This is a genomic window from Geobacter sp. SVR (assembly GCF_016865365.1).
GTDB lineage: Bacteria > Desulfobacterota > Desulfuromonadia > Geobacterales > Pseudopelobacteraceae > Pelotalea.
The window spans coordinates 567,605-585,243 of sequence record NZ_AP024469.1 but is presented as its reverse complement, the minus strand read 5'-3'; the positions used below and the strand labels follow the sequence as shown (position 1 = coordinate 585,243).

Here is a 17,639-nt window from a genome sequence, read left to right as displayed (position 1 = left end):
GCCTTACTCGCGATTATGATCGTGGAAACTGCCGATTATCCGAAGGGAAATGCCGGGAGGAGAGAAATGAAACGAGTGGGAGAGCGGGTTCCGGATGGCTCCGGGTCAGTACTTCAGGCCGTTGCGAAGAAGTTCTTCGAACTGTTCGGCGCGCACCGGACGGCTGAACAGGTAGCCCTGCATCTCGACGCAGTTGTGAAAGGAGAGGAATTCCATCTGGGCCCGGGTTTCGACCCCCTCGGCAATGACACTCAGCTTGAGGGTATGGGCCATGGCGATGATGATCTCCGCAATGGCCGCATCATCCGGATTGGTGGTGATGTCGCGCACGAAAGAGCGGTCGATCTTGAGCCGGGAAATGGGGAAGTGCTTGAGGTAGGCCAGGGATGAGTAGCCGGTGCCGAAATCGTCGATGGCCAGGGCTATGCCCATGTCCATCAACTTGCGCAGCATGGTGACGTTATTCTCGGCGTTTTTCATGATGGCGCTCTCGGTGATCTCAAGCTCCAGCCACTCCGCCCCGAGCCCGGTATCCAGCAACACCGAGGCGATCATGTCGTCCAGCCGCTGGCTGAACTGCTTGCCCGAAAGGTTGACCGCCACCCTCACCGGAAAAAGCCCCGCTTCCTGCCACAGCTTGTTCTGCCGGCAGGCGGTCCGCAGCACCCACTCGCCCAGCGGAATGATCAGACCGGTTTCCTCGGCCAGGTAGATGAACTTGTCCGGCCCGAGCAGCCCCAGGTCGGGATGCTGCCAGCGCAGGAGCGCCTCCATGCCCACGATCCGGCCCGAACGCGCGTCAACCTGGGGCTGATACAGCAGGAAGAATTCCTCGCGCTCCAGCGCCCGGCGCAGGGAATTTTCGAGCATCATCCTTTCCAGCATTTTGGTGTTCATCTCGCGGGAAAAGAACTGGAAGTTGTTGCGGTCCAGATCCTTGGCCTGGTACATGGCCACATCGGCATGCTTCAGCAGGGTGTGGCTGTCCTCGCCGTCCATGGGATAGACGGCGATGCCGATACTGGCGGTGGTGTACAGCTCGTGCCCGTCGATGTAGATCGGCTCGGCGATCAGGGTCAGGATCTTGTTGGCCACGGTGGTGATGCCGTCTTCACTGTGAATCCCGTCCAGGATGATCACGAACTCGTCGCCACCCAGTCTGGCCAGCGTATCGCTCTCACGGACGCAGGCCGCCAGGCGCTGGGCAACGCACAGGAGCAGCTTATCGCCGGCACGGTGGCCGAGCGTATCGTTGATTCCCTTGAAACGGTCCAGGTCCAGGAACAGCACCCCGATCAACTGGCGCTCCCGGGCGGCCTGGGCGATGGCCAGCCTGAGCCGGTCGTGCAGCAGACTGCGGTTGGGCAACCCTGTCAGCGTGTCGTAGTTGATCAGCTGCTGGATTTCGCTCTCGGCGCGGATGCGGGCGGTAATGTCCAGGGTCGTGCCGGAAAGGAACTTGGCCCTGCCGTCCTCTCCCAGTTCGACTTCCCCCTGGCTGTTGACCACCACCTCGGCACCATTGCCGGAGATGATGCGGTAGATGATGCTGAAAGGCTGGAAACTCTTGAGAGCGGTGGTCAGCGCCCGTTTCACTGACGCCACGTCAAGGGGATGAACCAGGCTGAAGATCCAGTCGGACTCTATTTTGCGGGGGTCTCCGGGGGTGAGACCGAAGATGCGGTACAACTCATCCGACCAGTAGATCTCGTTGGTGTCGACCGTCCACTCCCAACTCCCCATGCGGGCGATCTTCTGGGCACGGGCCAGGCGCGTCTCGCTCTGCCGCAGGGAAATTTCGGCCTGGTACAGACGCTTGCGGGTTTCAGCCTCGTGCAGTGCGCGGCCCACGACCGACGGCAGGCGGTCCAGAAACGAGGCGTCCTTGAGCATGTAGTCATAGGCGCCGGTTTTCATCATCCTCACGGCCAGGCTGGAATCATCCCTTCCGGTCACCATGATGAAGGGTGTCGCACAGCCCTGGTCGCGCATCTGCTCGATAAAGGCATCGCCGTTCATATCCGGCAGGGTGTAGTCCAGGATGACCAACGCAGGACTGTTGCAGGCCAGCAGCTCCAGCCCGTCTCTGCCGTTGCCGGTGCAGCAGTTGGCAAAGCCTTCATCATCCAGGGCGGTCGCCATCAACTCCGCAAATCCGTTGTCATCCTCGATGATCAGGATCTTGGGATCGTGCGCTGCCGTTTTTTCCTGCCGAGGATCGTTCACATACACTCTTTCATCGTGGAGTACAAAGGGGATCAAGCACCAAGTCCTGCTGCTCTACTTTTTCCGCAAACGCCACCCTTCCTTGTTGACCTGGGGCACACGGGCTATGGCCAGGGCATCGGAGGGGACATCGCTGGTAACGGTGGTGCCGGCCGCTATCAGGGCATTGCTGCCCACGGTTACCGGTGCCACCAGTTGTACGTCGCTGCCGACGAAAACGCCGTCGCCGATAACCGTGCGATGCTTCCTGACCCCGTCATAGTTGCAGGTGATGGTACCGCAACCGATGTTCACCTCACTGCCTATTTCCGCATCACCGAGATAGGTCAGGTGGGAAGCCTTGGAGCCGGTGCCCATGACTACTTTCTTGGTTTCGACGAAATTGCCGATCTTGACATGGTCGTGCAGCACCGTGCCGGGGCGTAGATGCGCCATGGGGCCGATGCTGACCCCGTTGTGCAGCTGCGAGTCTTCCAGTACCGAACCGGCCTTGATGTGACAATCGTTGCCGATGCTGCACCCCGTGATGGAGCTGCCCGCATCGATCTCGCAGTTGGCGCCGATGACCGTGGCGCCGTCGATGGAGCAGTTGGGCTGGATCACCGTGTCCGGGCCGATGGAGGCGCCGTAATCGATGTAGGTGTGATCGGGGTCCACCAGGGTCACTCCGTCCGCCATCAGGCCCTGGTTGATGCGCTGCCGCAGGATGCGGGAGGCCGCCGCCAGCTGGGCGCGGTCATTGACCCCCATGATCTCGTCGGTGTCGTTCGTAGCGCGTGCCAGACAGACCCGTCCCTGGGCAACGGCGATCGCGAGCAGATCCGTCAGGTAGAACTCCTGCTGGGCATTGTCGCTGCCGATGGAATCGATGTTGGCAAAGAGAAAGTCGGACTCCATGCAGTAGATGCCGCTGTTGACTTCGCGGACGGCCTGCTCCTCGGGGGAGGCGTCCTTCTGCTCCACGATGCGCAGCACCCGTCCGGATTCGTCCCGCACCACGCGGCCGTAGCCGTGGGGATTGTCCATCAGTGCGGTCAGCACGGTCAGGTCGGCCCCCTGCCCACGGTGGAACGCGATCAGTTCCTGCAGCGTCTCCCCCCGCAAGAGCGGCGTGTCGCCGCACAGGATCAGCACCGTGCCCCGGAAACCGGCCAGCGCATCGCGGGCGCAGGCCACGGCATGGCCGGTGCCGAGCTGTTCCTCCTGCATGGCGCAGCGTATGTCGCCGGCGCCGCGGAAGGTGTTCATCACGGCATTTGCCTGATGTCCCACTACCAGCACGATCGGATCCGCACCAGCCGCGCGGGCGGCATCCACCGGCCAAGCGATCATCGGGCGCCCGGCAGCCGGATGCAGCACCTTGACCACCCCCGACTTCATGCGGGTTCCCTTGCCGGCGGCAAGAATGACAGCAGCAACCTTTTCCATGATTTTCACCTGTTTATATTCATATCTGCTCATTTTTTAAGCGAAATTGTATGCGAAGCCGCTGGCTCCGTCAAGTCAATATGAACCGGATTGGTCTTTACTTGCGCGGGGCTTTGGATATATCCTTCAAGTCCGGTGCTATTTTTGCCTGCAAGGATTTCCAATGGGGATCGTACAGGATCTGACCCAGCTTGAGCTTCAGCTGGACGAACTGATCAGAAGATACGAGCGCTTTTTCATCGGTCTCGAAAAACGGGAACCACTCCAGCTCTTGAGCGAGATCGAAAAAACGGTGCGGCGGTACCTCAACGTGCCGATCAACAACACCATGTACAAGCACAAATATACCACGCTGGTGGCCCGCTTCAACACCTACCGGGAGCATTGGAACCGGACCGTGCGGCAGATCGAGGAGGGCCGATACTCGCGCGACCGCTTCATCTGCGATCTGCACGAACGCCGGCGCAGCGACGGCCCGGCCACCAGAGGCGCCCGTTCCGGCAGCAGCGACGAACCGGAACTGGACCGGCTGTTCAGGGAGTTCGGCGAGGCACGCAGGGCCTGCAACCTGCCGGTGGAAAAGCTGACGCGCGAAAAGGTGGCGGCCGCCATCGAGAAGAGCAGGCCCGCCCTGGCCGCCCGCCTGGGCACCGAGGACCTGACCTTCCGGGTGGTGGTGGAGGACGGAAAACCGAGGATCAAGGCCCGCCGCCGCACATGAGTACAAAGCTGCTTCAACAACTCCCGATTCCGCACGCCACGGCGTTCCGGCGTCACGGATCCATCGTATGATACCTGCTTCCACAGACAACCTGATCCCCCAGACCATCGAGATTCTGGCCGAGCTGCGACGCGGCAGGAACCGCATCGTGCTGCCGGGACTGAAAGGCTCGGCAGCCGCCTGCATTGTGGCGGAGCTGCTGCGCTCGGACACGGCCGGCCTGCTGGTGCTGACCGCCGATCAGGAGGCTGCCGACGAGTTCAGCCGCGAGCTCGGCTTCTTCGGTGGCAGCGATGCCACCCCGCTCTCCTTTCCGGCCTGGGATATGCCCCCCCTGACAGCATCATCCCCCCACCCCGACATCTCCGGAACCAGGCTCGATACCCTCTTCCGCCTCCAGAACCGGCTGGCGCGGGTCGTGGTCCTGCCGGTGGCGGCGGCGCTGCAGCGGGTGCTGCCGCTCAGGACCCTGGGCGAGGCCTCCTGCTATCTGGTGGCCGGCGAAGAGTTCGAGCGCGAGGAACTGTTGGCCCGGCTGGTCCGGATGGGCTACGCCAATGCCCCCCTGGTGGAGGACCGCGGCACCTTTGCCGTGCGCGGCGGCATCCTGGACATCTTTCCCCCCAACCTGACAGCACCGGTGCGGATCGAGTTCTTCGGCGACACGGTCGAAACCATCCGCTCCTTTGATCCGCTCACCCAACGCTCGCTCCAGCCGCTGGAGGAGTTGGTACTGCTCCCCTCGCGCGAGGTTCTGCTGACCGACGAGGTACTGGAGGGCATCGCCCCGCGCCTGAAGGCCTGCTGCGACGAACTGGAGATCCCGGCCGACCGGCGCAGGGCCATTCAGGAAGACCTGAAGCAGGCGGTCTACTTCCAGGGGGTCGAATTCCTCCAGCCCCTGCTGCATCCCGGCCTGGAAACCATCTTCGACTATGCCCCCGGCCGTCCGTTGGTACTGCTCGATCCCGAGGCGATCCGCGAGGCTGCCGAGCGCTTCGGCACCGACATCGAAAATGGCCTTGTAAAGGCGCGTGCCGCCCGCCTGCCCCATGCGCCACCGCAGGAGCTGTACCTGAGTCCGGCAGCGCTGGAGACCATCCTGGCCGGCCGTGCCTGCCTGGAGCTCTCCGGCCTGAGCCTTTCGGACGCCGGTCAGACCGCCTCGATCGCCATTCCCTGCGAAGACAACGGCGCACTGAAGGTCACGGTCTCCAAGGAGACCAGCCATGCCCTGGCCCCCCTGTCGCACACGTTCAAGGAATGGCTCGACACCGGCTACCGGGTAATCGTGACCTGCCATCAACGCGCCCAGGCCGAACGCCTGCGCGATCTGCTCGCCCCCTACGGCATCCGCTGCATAGTCAGCGAGGCCGGCTTTCCCGAGACGGTCGGAGCCCCTTCCGGCCAGCCCCTCCCCCATCAGGAGAGGAACGTCGCCATCATTCTGGGTGACATCTCGCGCGGGTTCCGCCTGCCGGCCTCGCGGCTGGCGCTGATCGCCGAGGAGGAGCTGTTCGGCAAGCGCGTGCGCCGGCGCGGCATTTCCGAGGTGCGCAAGAAGCAGATCCTTTCCTCCCTGGCCGAACTGAAGCCGGGTGACCACATGGTGCATGTGGACCACGGCATCGGTCTGTACCGCGGCCTGCAGCACATCAGCGTGGCCGGCGTTGGCGGCGATTTCCTGCTCCTGGAATACGCCGGCAGCGACAAGCTCTACCTGCCGGTGGACCGGCTCGGGCTGGTGCAGCGCTATGTGGGGCCCGAGGGGGGCTCCCCGAGCCTGGACAAGCTGGGGGGCAGCGGCTGGGAGAAGTCCAAGGGCAAGGCCAGAAAGGCGATCGAGGAACTGGCGGGCGAGCTGCTGGAGATCTATGCCCAGCGCCAGATCTGCGAAGGTTTTGCCTTTTCGCCGCCGGACGAGCTGTACCGCGAGTTCGAGGCTTCCTTTGCCTGGGAGGAGACCCCGGACCAGTTGGCAGCCATCCAGGACGTGCTGGCCGACATGCAGCACACCCGCCCCATGGACCGGCTGGTGTGCGGCGACGTAGGTTACGGCAAGACCGAGGTGGCCCTGCGGGGAGCCTTCAAATCGGCCCTGGACGGCAAGCAGGTCGGCGTGCTGGTGCCGACCACCATCCTGGCCCAGCAGCACTACGAGACCTTTCACGAACGCCTGAAGGACTACCCGGTCACGGTGGAGGTGATCTCGCGCTTCCGTACCCCCAAGGAGCAGAAGGCGATCCTGGAGCGTCTGAAAAAAGGGGACATCGACATCATCATCGGCACCCACCGCCTGCTGCAGAAGGATGTGGCCTTCAAGGACCTGGGACTTTTGATCGTCGACGAAGAGCAGCGCTTCGGGGTCAAGGACAAGGAGCGCCTGAAAGCCTTCCGGGCCGTGGTGGACGTGATGACCCTGACCGCCACCCCCATCCCCCGCACCCTGTACATGTCCATGATGGGCATCCGCGACCTGTCGATCATCGACACCCCGCCGGTGGACCGCCTGGCGATCAAGACCTTTGTGGCCCGTTTCTCCGAAGAGCTGATCCGGGAGGCCATCATGCGCGAGCTGCGCCGCGGCGGCCAGGTCTTTTTCGTGCACAACCGGGTCACCTCCATCGCCAAACGGGCCGAGCAGATCGCCGCCATCGTGCCCGAGGCCAGGATCGCGGTGGGGCATGGCCAGATGGGGGAGCACGAACTGGAGAAGGTCATGCTCGGCTTCATGCACGGCGAGACCAACCTGCTGATCTGCACCACCATCATCGAATCCGGGCTGGACATCCCCAACGCCAACACCCTGATCATTGATCGGGCCGACACCTTCGGCCTGTCCCAGCTCTACCAGCTGCGCGGCCGGGTGGGGCGCTCCAGCCAGCGCGGCTACGCCTACCTGTTGATTCCGGGCGAAAGCACCATCACCTCCGATGCGCGCGAGCGCTTGAAGATCCTGCAGGACATCTCCGAACTGGGAGCCGGCTTCCGCATCGCCACCCACGACATGGAGATCCGCGGGGCCGGCGACATGCTCGGCAGCCGCCAGTCCGGCACCGTGACCGAAATCGGCTTCGAGCTCTACAACCAGATGCTGGAGGAGACCATCTGCCGCCTGCGGGGCGAAGAGATGGCCGAGCGGGTCGAACCGGAGATCAACCTGAAGGTGCCGGCCTTCATCCCCGAGGCCTATATCCGCGATACCAACCAGCGGCTGGTGATCTACAAAAAACTGACCCAGGCCGAGAGCGAAGAGGATATCCTGGACGTGCAGAACGAGCTCGGCGACCGCTTCGGCGCCTATCCGCTGGCCACGGCCTACCTGTTCGAGGTCATGCGGCTGCGCATCATGCTCAAGCGCCTGCTGGTGCGCCAGATCGACTACGACGGCCGCCAGGTGATCATCTCGTTCCACCCGCGCACCCCGGCGCCGCCCGACACGATCATCACCATGATGCGCACCGAGCCGCGCAAGTACCAGTTCACCCCCGACTATCGCCTGACCTGTCAGGTCTCGGGCACCGCCTTCGAGGATGTCCTGGCCACATCCAAAAACGTGCTGCAGCGGCTGATGCCGCCAGCGGCGGCACCATGACGATCGAGAGAGGCAACGACATGGAAAACGCGCTCTATCCTGGGCAGGAACCCGCCCGCTGCGGCTGGGCCGGCAGCGATCCCGACTATGTCCGCTACCATGACCACGAATGGGGGGTACCGGTACACGACGACCGCCTGCTGTTCGAGTTCCTGATCCTGGAAGGGGCCCAGGCCGGGCTGTCCTGGCTCACCATCCTGAGGCGACGCGAGGGTTACCGCCGCGCCTTTGCCGGGTTCGACCCAACCGCGGTGGCCGGATTTGACCAGCACAAGCAGGCCGAACTGCTGGCCGATGCCGGCATCATCCGCAACCGCCTGAAGATTGCCGCCGCCATCGGCAATGCCCGCGCCTTTCTGCGGGTCCAGGAGGAGTTCGGCAGCTTTGACAGCTACCTGTGGCGCTTCGTGGACGGCAGCACCTTGCAGAACGCCTGGAGCGACCTGCGCCAGGTACCGGCCGCAACCCCGGTTTCGGACGCCATGAGCCGCGACCTGAAGCGTCGCGGGTTCGGTTTTGTGGGATCGACCATCTGCTATGCCATGATGCAGGCCGTGGGGATGGTTAACGACCATACCACCGGCTGTTTCCGCTGGAGAGAATTGGGAGGTTGTTAAATTCTCAGGTTGTTCAAAAATGGGTAGATCGTCGCACCCGCAGGAAGCCCCGCGGAGGCCCTCACCCGGCCTTTGGCCACCCTCTCCCGAAGGGAGAGGGAACAGAATGCCCTCCCCCTCTGGGGGAGGGATAGGGAGAGGGCTACAGCGCTACGCCGCACAAGGCGGCTGACGAGGACGGCGGCGAGATGCCCGTTTTTCAACAACCTTTTAGGGGGAGAGCGATGAGCAACCTGGTGATGATGATGCTGATGGTCTGCGGCGGGATGGCGGTGGCGATACAACCGTCGATCAATGCCCGGCTGGCCCAGAAGACCGGCGCCTACGAGAGTTCCCTGATCTCGTTCGCCGTGGGCACCCTGGCCATGCTGGCGGTCGTGCTGCTGATGGGCAAGGGCAGCCTGCGCGGCGTGGCCTCCGCCTCCTGGTGGGAGCTGACCGGCGGGCTGTTCGGCGCCTTTTTCGTCACCCTGACGATCATGACCGTGCCGCGGCTCGGTACGGCCGCCGTGATGGCGGCAATCATCGCGGGCCAGTTGCTGAGCGGCTCGGTCATGGACCATTTCGGTGCCTTTGGCCTGCGGCAGATCCCCTTCACGATGACCCGGGCTCTGGGCATCCTGCTCCTGGCCGCCGGGGCCGCCCTGATCATCAAACGTTAGGAGGGTCTGGCATGACCAATCTCATGGACGGTTTTCAGCGCGACATTTCCTACCGCATCGGACGGCACGGAGATGGCCGCCTGCTGCTCTCGGCCACCATGCGCGACCGTTACCACGACATCGTGCTGGAGGTGCTGGTGCTCGAAGACACGCTGGTCATCGACGGCATTACGGCCGAGTTCCGCCGCTGCCCGACCGGAGAATGCCGGTTCGCGACCCTGCGGCTGCAGCAGCTGGCCGGCACGACCATCGGCAAAGGGCTCAACCGGCGCATCATGGAGGCACTGGGGGGGGAATCGGGCTGCGGCAATCTGCGTAACCTGCTGCTGGGCCTGCTGCCGTTGGCCATGAATCTCAAGGCGGCCGAGGGCTTCGAAGACGAAGAGGCCATGATGGACAACATCCGCGAGCAGTTGCGCGGCACCTGCGCCGGCTATCCGCGCCGAAGTGACGGTGGTGCGGAGCGGGCGTGAACCTGCCGGACCCGTTGAAACAGCTATCTGCAGAACCTGATGGCAGCATGCCTTCAGCCCAAAGCCGCATACTTCCGCAACGTGAAGTAAAAAGTCGCTCCCTTGCCCGGCTCCCCTTCGGCCCATATCCGGCCGCCGTGACGCCTGATGATCCTCTCTACCGTTGCCAGGCCTATCCCGTGCCCTGCAAACTCGTTTCCGGCAACCCGCTGAAAGGGAATGAACAGCTTTTCCGCATCGGCCATGGAGAAGCCCGGGCCATTGTCCCTGATAAAATACGGCCTATCCTCACCCACCTGCGTTACCCCGAACTCGATGACGGCTTCCTCCCGGGTGCCGGTGTACTTCCAGGCATTGCCGATAAGGTTGGCCAGCACCACCCGTAACAGGTCGGCATCGCCGACCCCCTCTATACCCTCCGCAATCAGGAACCGGACCCTGCGCGCCGGCTCGGCATGCCGCAGCTCATCCGCAACTGCCCGGGCCAGGCCGCTGAGATCGACACGTTCCCGGCGCGGCTCGACGCGGCTCGCCTGAGAAAACCTGAGCAGGGCATCAATGAGCCGGCTCATGCGCCAGGTGCCGTCGTAGGCGGACTGAAGATAGTTACTGCATTCCTCGTCGAGCAGGTCGCCGCACAGCTCCCGGATGATCTGGCAGTAGCCGTTGATGGTCGACAGCGGCTTGCGTAGGTCGTGGGCGGCCGTATAGTTGAAGGCTTCCAACTCCCGGTTGGCTTCCTCCAGTTCAACTGCCCGCGCCGCCAGTTGCCTGTTCAGCAGCTCGACCTGCTGCTGGGCCTGTTTTGCGAGGGTTATGTCCTTTACCAGGCTGAGGATGTGCGGTTCGCCGTCAAATTCGATCAAATCGGCAGAAAGAAGACCAATAAAGGCCTGGCCGCCTTTTCCACTAAATCTGATTTCATAATTCTGAAGCGATCCCTGTTCTTGCAGCATCTGCAGCATCACGGCCCGGTCAGGCAGCGTATCTCCGAAACGGATCTCGGTTACGGTCCTGCCGATTACCTCGTCTCGCCGATAGCCCAGGGTTTGCAGGGCGGTTTGATTGATATCGACGATTCTTCCTTCTTTCAAGGTGGATACGAGGATCAGTGCCGGAACTCCGTGAAAAATTTTCGCCAGCTCGTTTTGAGATTTCCGCAGCTGCTCCTCCGCCAGTTTCCGTTCGGTGATGTCGAGCGCAATGCCGGCAACATATGCCGGCCGACCGTCGGGACCCGGGATGGGAAACTTGCTGACGATCAGGTGGTGTTCGATGCCGTCGGCTTGGCGCAGAAGCTCGATGGCTTGCAGGCTCTCTCCGTCGGCCAGCACCTGTTCATCGTTCGCACGAAGCTGCCGGGATGTTGCCGGCGGCAGGAATTCTTCGTCACGCTTGCCCAAATATTCGGAGAAGGGAAGGGAAAAGATGCGATCCTCCTCCGCGTTGGCATACACATACCGGCCCTGCAGATCCTTGATCCAGGCTGCGGCAGGAAGATGCAGCATGAACGAGGCGAAACGCTGCTCGCTCTGCCGCAGCGCCTCGGTGTCGTGCTTTCGCTGCATGGCATACCCTAACGAGCGCTTCAGCAAGTTGCCGGTGATTTCGTCCTTGACGAGATAGTCCTGTATGTCCAATTGCAGCGCTTTCAACGCAATCTCTTCGTTATCGAGGGCGGTCATCACCACGATCGGCGTCAGTCTGGCCCGGTCGCGCACGGCCAGGGCGGTCGCGAGCCCCTGGCTGTCCGGCAGTCCCAGATCGATCAGGATGACGTCGAAGGCACTGCTCGATAGCTGTCCGAGCCCTTCCGCCAGATACCGCACATGCCGAACCGTGAACGCAGGCTTCCGTGATTCCGTCAGCATCTCCTGGATCATGGCTGCATGGGCTGGGTTGTCCTCGAACACCAAAACTTTTATCGTCGATGCTTCCATGCCACTCACCTCGGCGGCAATACCGCTCACACCAGAGATTAATGCGAGGCTTTGTCCGTATTCGACAGGGTGAAGTAAAAGACCGCCCCCTTGCCCGGCTCTCCTTCGGCCCATATCCTTCCGCCGTGACGCCTGATGATCCTCTCCACCGTTGCCAGACCGATCCCATGCCCGGCAAACTCGTTTCCGGCCACCCGCTGGAAAGGGAGGAACAGTTTTCCCGCATCGGCCATGGCGAACCCCGGGCCGTTGTCCCTGACAAAGTAGGCCTCTTCCTCGCCCACCTGCATCACCCCGAATTCGATGACTGCCTCTTCCCGGTTGCCGGTGTACTTCCAGGCGTTGCCGATCAGATTTGCCAGCACCACCCGCAGCAGGTCGGCGTCACCAATGACCGAGAGCCCTTCCACGATCCGGAAGTCGACCCGACGGGCCAGCTCGGTGAGCTTCAGCTCGACCGCAACCGCCTGGGCCAGGCCGCTGAGGTCGACCCCTTCCCGGCGCGGCTCGATGCGGCTTGCCCGGGAGAAGTTGAGCAGGGCGTCGATGAGCCGGCTCATACGCCAGGTGCCGTCGTAGGCGGACTGAAGATAGTTCCTGCACTCCCCGTCGAGCCGGTCGCCGCACATCCCCAGGATGATCTGGCAGTAACCGTTGATGGTCGCCAGCGGCTTGCGCAGGTCGTGGGCCACCGTGTAGTTGAACGCCTCCAGTTCCCGGTTGGCCTCCTCCAACTCGGCGGCCCGGGCTGCCAGTTCTGCTCTCTCGGTTTCCACGCGTTCGGTGATGTCGTTGGCCGCCCCGAACCATTCAACGATCTTGCCATTGGCATCCATCAGCGGAACGGCGCGCGACAATACCCATCCCAGACCACCGTCGGCTCGCCAGACCCGATGTTCCAGCTCGTACATACTCTTGGTCCGGATGGCATACTGAAGTTCGGCGATCACCTGCAGCTGATCCTCCGGAGGGATGTATCTCTGAAGCCAGTCACTGCTCGGTGTCTCGGTGCTGGCCAGAAATCCCTTGCTGCTGAGCTGGCGCATCTCGCTCCCGTCCGGGCTCATCCGGTATAATACCTGTGAACTGGCCGTCACCAGGGCGCGAAAGCGCTCCTCGCTGGCATGCAGTGCCTCCTCCGCCCGCACGCGCTCGGTGATGTCCTGTGCGAGGCCGGCAAGGTATGCAGCCCGGCCGTCGGGTCCCGGCACCACGAACTTGCTGACGATGAAATGGTGTTCGATCTCGTCTGACAACGTGAGGACCTCAATAGTTTGCATGCTCTTTCCTCCGGCCAGTACCAGTTCATCATTCTCACGAAGCTGGCGGGCAGTTTCTGGGGGTAGGAATTCTTCTTCGGTCTTGCCTGAATATTCGGCAAAAGGTATTGAGAAAAGGTGCTCGACCTCCGTGTTAGCGTAGACGAAGCGGCCAGTCAGGTCCTTCATCCAGGCTGCCGAGGGGAGATGACTCATGAAAGCGGCAAAGCGTTCCTCGCTCTGCTGTACCCGTGCCTCCAGCATCTCCCTCAGACGCGTTTCTTCGATGAAATCGGCCGCATGGCGGGCCAGCAGATCCAGCAAACGTAATTCGCGGTTGTTCGGCCGGTGCGGCGCCTTGTAATGCGTCGAGAGCATACCGAGGAGACTGCCCGAGCGGCTGACGAGGGGGGTGGACTGGACCGCACGCACCCCCACCCTGAGCTGGATCTCAAGTACCTCGGTGCCGGAGAAGATCGGATTGTGTTCGATGTCCTCCACGATGACGCGCTCACCGTGACCAAGTGCTGTGCCGCGCATCCCCTTGCCCTCGGCCACCCTGTTCCAGTAGTCGAGCCACCACTGGGGAAAGCCGTGCTGGACTGCGATCTGCAGACTGGAGGTGGCGGGGTTTATGATCTGGATGTTGCCGAAATCGGCGCCGGCAATGCCGATAGCCGCCTCCAGTACCTGGGAAAGGATCTGTTCCAGGCTTTCTTCATGCAGGAACAGCATGCCGATCTTCTGAAGTATTTTCATCGCCTCCAGATCGTCGGCCAGGACCTTGTTGGCCGCCACCAGTTCGATGTTCAGCCGCTCAACTTTCTCCTGTGCCCGCTTTTTCAGGGTGATGTCCTTCACCAGGCTGAGCATGTAACGATCGCCATCAATATCGATGTATTCCGCTGAGAAGAGACCGACAAGGTGCTGGCCGTTCTTTCCCCTGAGCCTGACCTCCACGTTTTTCACTGATCCCTTTTCTTCCAGCACCTGCAGGAGTGTGGCCCGTTCCGACATATCCTCCCACAGGTCAAGCTCCACTCCGGTACGGCCAATCATTTCGTCGCGCCGATAGCCCAGGGTGCGCACCATAGTGTCGTTGACATTGAGAAACATTCCGTCTTCCAGGGTCGAAACGGCAAGCAGCGCCGGAGCCGCGTTGAACACCTTTACAAACTTCTTCTCCGATTTTTGGAGCGCCTCCTCGGCCCGTCTGCGGTCGGTGATATCCCGAATCAGGCTGAGCAGGTACCGCTCACCGTCAATATCGATGAATTCCCCGGAAAAGAGACAAACCAGGGTCTGGCCACTTTTTCCTCTCAGTCTGACCTCCACGTTTCTTATCGATCCCTTTTCTTCCAGCGCCTGCAGCACTCTCGTCCGCTCGGACATCTCCTCCCATAGACCGAGTTCCAATGCGGTGCGGCCGATCATCTCATCGCGCCGGTAGCCTAACAATTCGAGTGCGTTCTCATTGATATCAACGAATCGTCCTTCCTCCACCGTGGATATGCCGAGGATCGCCGGAACCGCATGAAAAATCTTCGCCAGTTTCCTTTCCGATTTCTGCATGGCCTCTTCCGCCCGCTTCTGCTCGGTGATGTCGAGCGCGATACCGGCAACGTATGCCACCTGACCGTCGGGACCCGGAATGGGGAACTTGCTGACGATGAAGTGGTGCTCGATGCCGTCGGCCCGACGCAGGACCTCGTTGATTTGCAGGCTTTCACCCTCGGTCAGCACCCGCTCATCGTTCTCCCGAAGCTGTTGGGCGGTTTCCGGCGCCAGGAATTCTTCGTCGCGCTTGTTGGAGTATTCGGAAAAGGGCAGGGAAAAAATGCGTTCGTGTTCCCCGTTGCCGTACACGTACCGGCCCTGCTGGTCCTTCATCCAGGCTGCGGCGGGGAGGTGCAGCATGAATGAGGTAAAGCGCTGCTCGCTCTGCCGCAACGCCTCGGTGTCCTGCTTTCGCTGTATGGCATAGCGGATCGAGCGTTTCAGCAGGTTTCCGGTGATCTCTCCCTTGATCAGGTAGTCCTGTATGTCCAGTTGCAGCGCTTTCAGGGCAGTTTCTTCGTCATCGAGGGCGGTCATCACCACGATCGGCGTCAACGTGGCCTGCTTCCGCACAGCCAGGGCAGTCTCGAGCCCCTGGCTGTCGGGCAACCCCAGATCGATCAGGATGACGTCGAAGGCACTGCTTGAGAGCCGTTCAAGCCCCTCCGCCAGATACCGCACATGCTGAACCGTGAACGCAGGCTTCCGTGACTCCGTCAGTATCTCCTGGATCACGGCTGCATGGGCCGGGTTGTCCTCGAACACCAGAACCTTTATCGTCGATGCTTCCATACCCTCACCTCGGCGGCAATCCTCCGATTCCGAACACGATCTTCTTTGATTCCCGATGTCGACCGTTCATACCGCTCGCAACACAGATTAATGCGGGATTTTGTCCATATTCGGCAGCGTGAAGTAAAAGGTGGCCCCCTTGCCCGGCTCCCCTGCGGCCCATATCCGGCCGCCGTGACGCCTGATGATTCTTTCCACCGTTGCCAGGCCGATCCCATGCCCTGCGAACTCTTTTCCGGCGACCCGCTGGAAGGGAATGAACAGCTTTTCCGCATCGGCCATGGCGAAGCCCGGTCCGTTGTCTCTGACAAAGCAAGCCTTCTCCTCTCTTGCCCGGGTCACCCCGAATTCGATAACGGCCTCTTCCAATTTGGCGGTGTACTTCCACGCATTGCCGATGAGATTGGCCAGCACTACCCGCAGCAGGTCGGTGTCGCCGATAACCGAGATCCCTTCCGCGATCCGAAAGTCGACCCGGCGGGCCGGTTCGGCGTGCTGCAGGTCGACCGCAACCGCCCGGGCCATGCTGCTGAAATCGACCTGTTCCCGGCGCGGCTCAATGCGGCTTGCTTGGGAAAACCTGAGCAATGCATCGATGAGCCGGCTCATGCGCCAGGTACCGTCGTAAGCCTCCTGCAAATAATTCCTGCATTCCGCGTCGAGCCGTTCGCCGCACGCCTCCCGGATGATCTGGCAGTAACCGTTGATGGTCGACAACGGCTTGCGCAAGTCGTGGGCGACCGCGTAATTGAAAGCCTCCAGTTGCCGGTTGGCCTCCTCCAGTTCGGCGGCCCGTGCCCCCAGTTGCGTGTTCAGCAGCTCGACTTCCTGCTGTGCCTGCTTTGTGAGCGTTATGTCTTTCACCAGACTGAGCATGTACCGGTCATTGCCAAAATCAACATACTCCGCGGAAAAGAGCCCGACGAAGCTTTGGCCTTTCTTCCCCCTGAACCTGACTTCAAAGTTTTTCGCCGATCCCTTTTCTTCCAGTGCCTGCTGTATTCGGGCCCTGTCGGCCAGATCATTCCAGATGCCGAGTTCCATTGCCGTGCGGCCGATCATTTCCTCGCGCCGGTAGCCGAGCATTTTCAGCATTGTCTCGTTCACCTCGACGAATCCCCCTTCTTTCAAGGTCGATATGCTGACCAGCGCCGGGACCGAGTTGAAAACCTTGGCAAACTTCTGCTCCGATTTCCGAAGCGTTTCCTCCGCCCGTTTGCGCTCGGTGATGTCTCTGACCAGGCTGAGCAGGTACCGGTCACCGTCCAAATCAACGTATTCCGCGGAAAACAGGCCGACAAGGATCTGACCGTTCTTGCCCCTGAGCCTGACTTCGATGTTTTTCGCCGATCCCTTTTCCTCCAGCGCCTGCAGCACCCGGGCCCTGTCGGACAGGTCTTCCCAGATATTGAGCTCCAGTGCCGTTCGACCGATCATTTCCTCGCGCCGATAGCCCAATAACTGGATTGTTGCATCGTTGACATCGATGAATCTTCCTTCTTCCGGAGTGGATATGCCGACCAGCGCCGGGGCAGCATGGAAGATCTTCGCAAACTTTCTTTCCGATTTTTGCAGTGCCTCCACTGCCTTTACCTGCTCGGTAGTGTCCAACGCGACGCCGGCAACGTATGCCACCTGGCCATCCGGGCCCGGAATGGGAAACTTGCCGACGACCGAATGGTGCTCGATGCCGTCGGCCTGACGCAGGACCTCGATGGTTTGCAGGCTTTCCCCTTCGGCCAATACCCGTTCATCATTTTCCCGGAGCGATCCGGCCGTTTCCGGTGGCAGAAATTCACCATCGGTCTTGCCTGAAAATTTGGAAAACGGTAGGGAGAAGACTCGCTCCATTTGCGCATTGGCATATACGTACCGGCCGTGCCGGTCCTTCATCCAGGCTGCGGCGGGGAGGTTGAGCATGAATGAGGCGAAGCGCTGCTCGCTCTGCCGCAGCGCTTCGGTGTCCTGCTTCCGTTGCATGGCATAGCGGATCGAGCGTTTCAGCAGATTGCCGGTGATTTCTCCCTTGATCAGGTAGTCCTGTATGTCCAGTTGCAGCGCTTTCAGCGCGGCATCTTCGTCATCGAGAGCGGTCATCACCACGATTGGCGTCAACGTGGCCTGCTTCCGCACGGCCAGGGCAGTCTCGAGCCCCTGGCTGTCGGGCAACCCCAGATCGATCAGGATGACATCGAAGGCACTGCCGGAGAGCTGCTCGAGCCCCTCCGCCAGATACCGCACATGCTGAACCGTGAACGCAGGCTTCCGTGATTCCGCCAGCATCTCCTGGATCATGGCTGCATGGGCCGGATTGTCCTCGATCACCAGAACCTTTATCGTCGGTGCTTCCATACCCTCACCTCGGCGGC

At 61.6% G+C, this 17,639-nt stretch carries 10 protein-coding genes; 5 read left to right on the top strand and 5 right to left on the bottom strand.

Annotation, left to right across the window (positions count from 1 at the left end; genetic code table 11):
• Positions 1-105 precede the first annotated feature (105 nt).
• Positions 106-2,226 (bottom strand): EAL domain-containing protein, encoded by a 2,121-nt coding sequence (locus tag GSVR_RS02795; protein WP_239077441.1) that lies wholly within the window; start codon positions 2,224-2,226, stop codon positions 106-108.
• A gap of 54 nt (positions 2,227-2,280) precedes the next feature.
• Positions 2,281-3,654 carry a bifunctional UDP-N-acetylglucosamine diphosphorylase/glucosamine-1-phosphate N-acetyltransferase GlmU gene (gene glmU, locus GSVR_RS02790; protein ID WP_173198371.1) on the bottom strand — a complete coding sequence of 458 codons (1,374 nt, stop codon included), beginning with the start codon at positions 3,652-3,654 and terminating at the stop codon, positions 2,281-2,283.
• A gap of 163 nt (positions 3,655-3,817) precedes the next feature.
• Here glmU and GSVR_RS02785 point away from each other — a divergent pair, with 163 nt between their 5' ends.
• The 5 genes from GSVR_RS02785 to GSVR_RS02765 all read left to right on the top strand — a co-directional run bounded on the left by GSVR_RS02785 (position 3,818) and on the right by GSVR_RS02765 (position 9,722).
• A complete protein-coding gene (locus tag GSVR_RS02785) occupies positions 3,818-4,375 on the top strand; it encodes an MXAN_5187 C-terminal domain-containing protein (protein WP_173198373.1) in 558 nt (185 codons plus the stop codon).
• Between the two features lie 67 nt (positions 4,376-4,442).
• A complete protein-coding gene (gene mfd / locus GSVR_RS02780) occupies positions 4,443-7,970 on the top strand; it encodes a transcription-repair coupling factor (RefSeq protein WP_173198375.1) in 3,528 nt (1,175 codons plus the stop codon).
• Positions 7,967-8,587, top strand: a complete 621-nt coding sequence (locus tag GSVR_RS02775; RefSeq protein WP_173198377.1) for a DNA-3-methyladenine glycosylase I — start codon at positions 7,967-7,969, stop codon at positions 8,585-8,587. The genes mfd and GSVR_RS02775 overlap by 4 nt, the downstream gene beginning before the upstream one ends.
• Positions 8,588-8,811: 224 nt before the next feature.
• Entirely contained in the window at positions 8,812-9,249 is a 438-nt protein-coding gene (locus tag GSVR_RS02770) for a DMT family transporter (protein ID WP_173198379.1), read from the top strand.
• A gap of 11 nt (positions 9,250-9,260) precedes the next feature.
• On the top strand, positions 9,261-9,722 hold the full coding sequence (locus tag GSVR_RS02765) for a DUF2889 domain-containing protein (RefSeq protein ID WP_173198381.1): 462 nt from the start codon (positions 9,261-9,263) through the stop codon (positions 9,720-9,722).
• A 53-nt stretch (positions 9,723-9,775) separates the two neighbouring features.
• Here the strand turns inward: GSVR_RS02765 and GSVR_RS02760 are convergent, their stop codons facing one another.
• The 3 genes from GSVR_RS02760 to GSVR_RS02750 form a co-directional block, all read right to left on the bottom strand.
• The gene (locus GSVR_RS02760; RefSeq protein ID WP_173198383.1) at positions 9,776-11,662 is read right to left on the bottom strand and encodes a PAS domain S-box protein; all 1,887 of its coding nucleotides are present in this window, start codon (positions 11,660-11,662) and stop codon (positions 9,776-9,778) included.
• Between the two features lie 38 nt (positions 11,663-11,700).
• The gene (locus GSVR_RS02755) at positions 11,701-15,270 is read right to left on the bottom strand and encodes a PAS domain S-box protein (protein ID WP_173198385.1); all 3,570 of its coding nucleotides are present in this window, start codon (positions 15,268-15,270) and stop codon (positions 11,701-11,703) included.
• 87 nt (positions 15,271-15,357) lie between these two features.
• The gene (locus GSVR_RS02750) at positions 15,358-17,622 is read right to left on the bottom strand and encodes a PAS domain S-box protein (protein ID WP_173198387.1); all 2,265 of its coding nucleotides are present in this window, start codon (positions 17,620-17,622) and stop codon (positions 15,358-15,360) included.
• Between the last annotated feature and the right edge of the window lie 17 nt (positions 17,623-17,639).

Bases quoted from the DNA above. Each gene is read 5' to 3' on its own strand.
- glmU (WP_173198371.1), bottom strand. From the start codon at position 3,654: ATGGAAAAGGTTGCTGCTGTCATTCTTGCCGCCGGCAAGGGAACCCGC.
- GSVR_RS02785 (WP_173198373.1), top strand. From the start codon at position 3,818: ATGGGGATCGTACAGGATCTGACCCAGCTTGAGCTTCAGCTGGACGAA.
- mfd (WP_173198375.1), top strand. From the start codon at position 4,443: ATGATACCTGCTTCCACAGACAACCTGATCCCCCAGACCATCGAGATT.
- GSVR_RS02775 (WP_173198377.1), top strand. From the start codon at position 7,967: ATGACGATCGAGAGAGGCAACGACATGGAAAACGCGCTCTATCCTGGG.
- GSVR_RS02770 (WP_173198379.1), top strand. From the start codon at position 8,812: ATGAGCAACCTGGTGATGATGATGCTGATGGTCTGCGGCGGGATGGCG.
- GSVR_RS02765 (WP_173198381.1), top strand. From the start codon at position 9,261: ATGACCAATCTCATGGACGGTTTTCAGCGCGACATTTCCTACCGCATC.
- GSVR_RS02760 (WP_173198383.1), bottom strand. From the start codon at position 11,662: ATGGAAGCATCGACGATAAAAGTTTTGGTGTTCGAGGACAACCCAGCC.
- GSVR_RS02755 (WP_173198385.1), bottom strand. From the start codon at position 15,270: ATGGAAGCATCGACGATAAAGGTTCTGGTGTTCGAGGACAACCCGGCC.
- GSVR_RS02750 (WP_173198387.1), bottom strand. From the start codon at position 17,622: ATGGAAGCACCGACGATAAAGGTTCTGGTGATCGAGGACAATCCGGCC.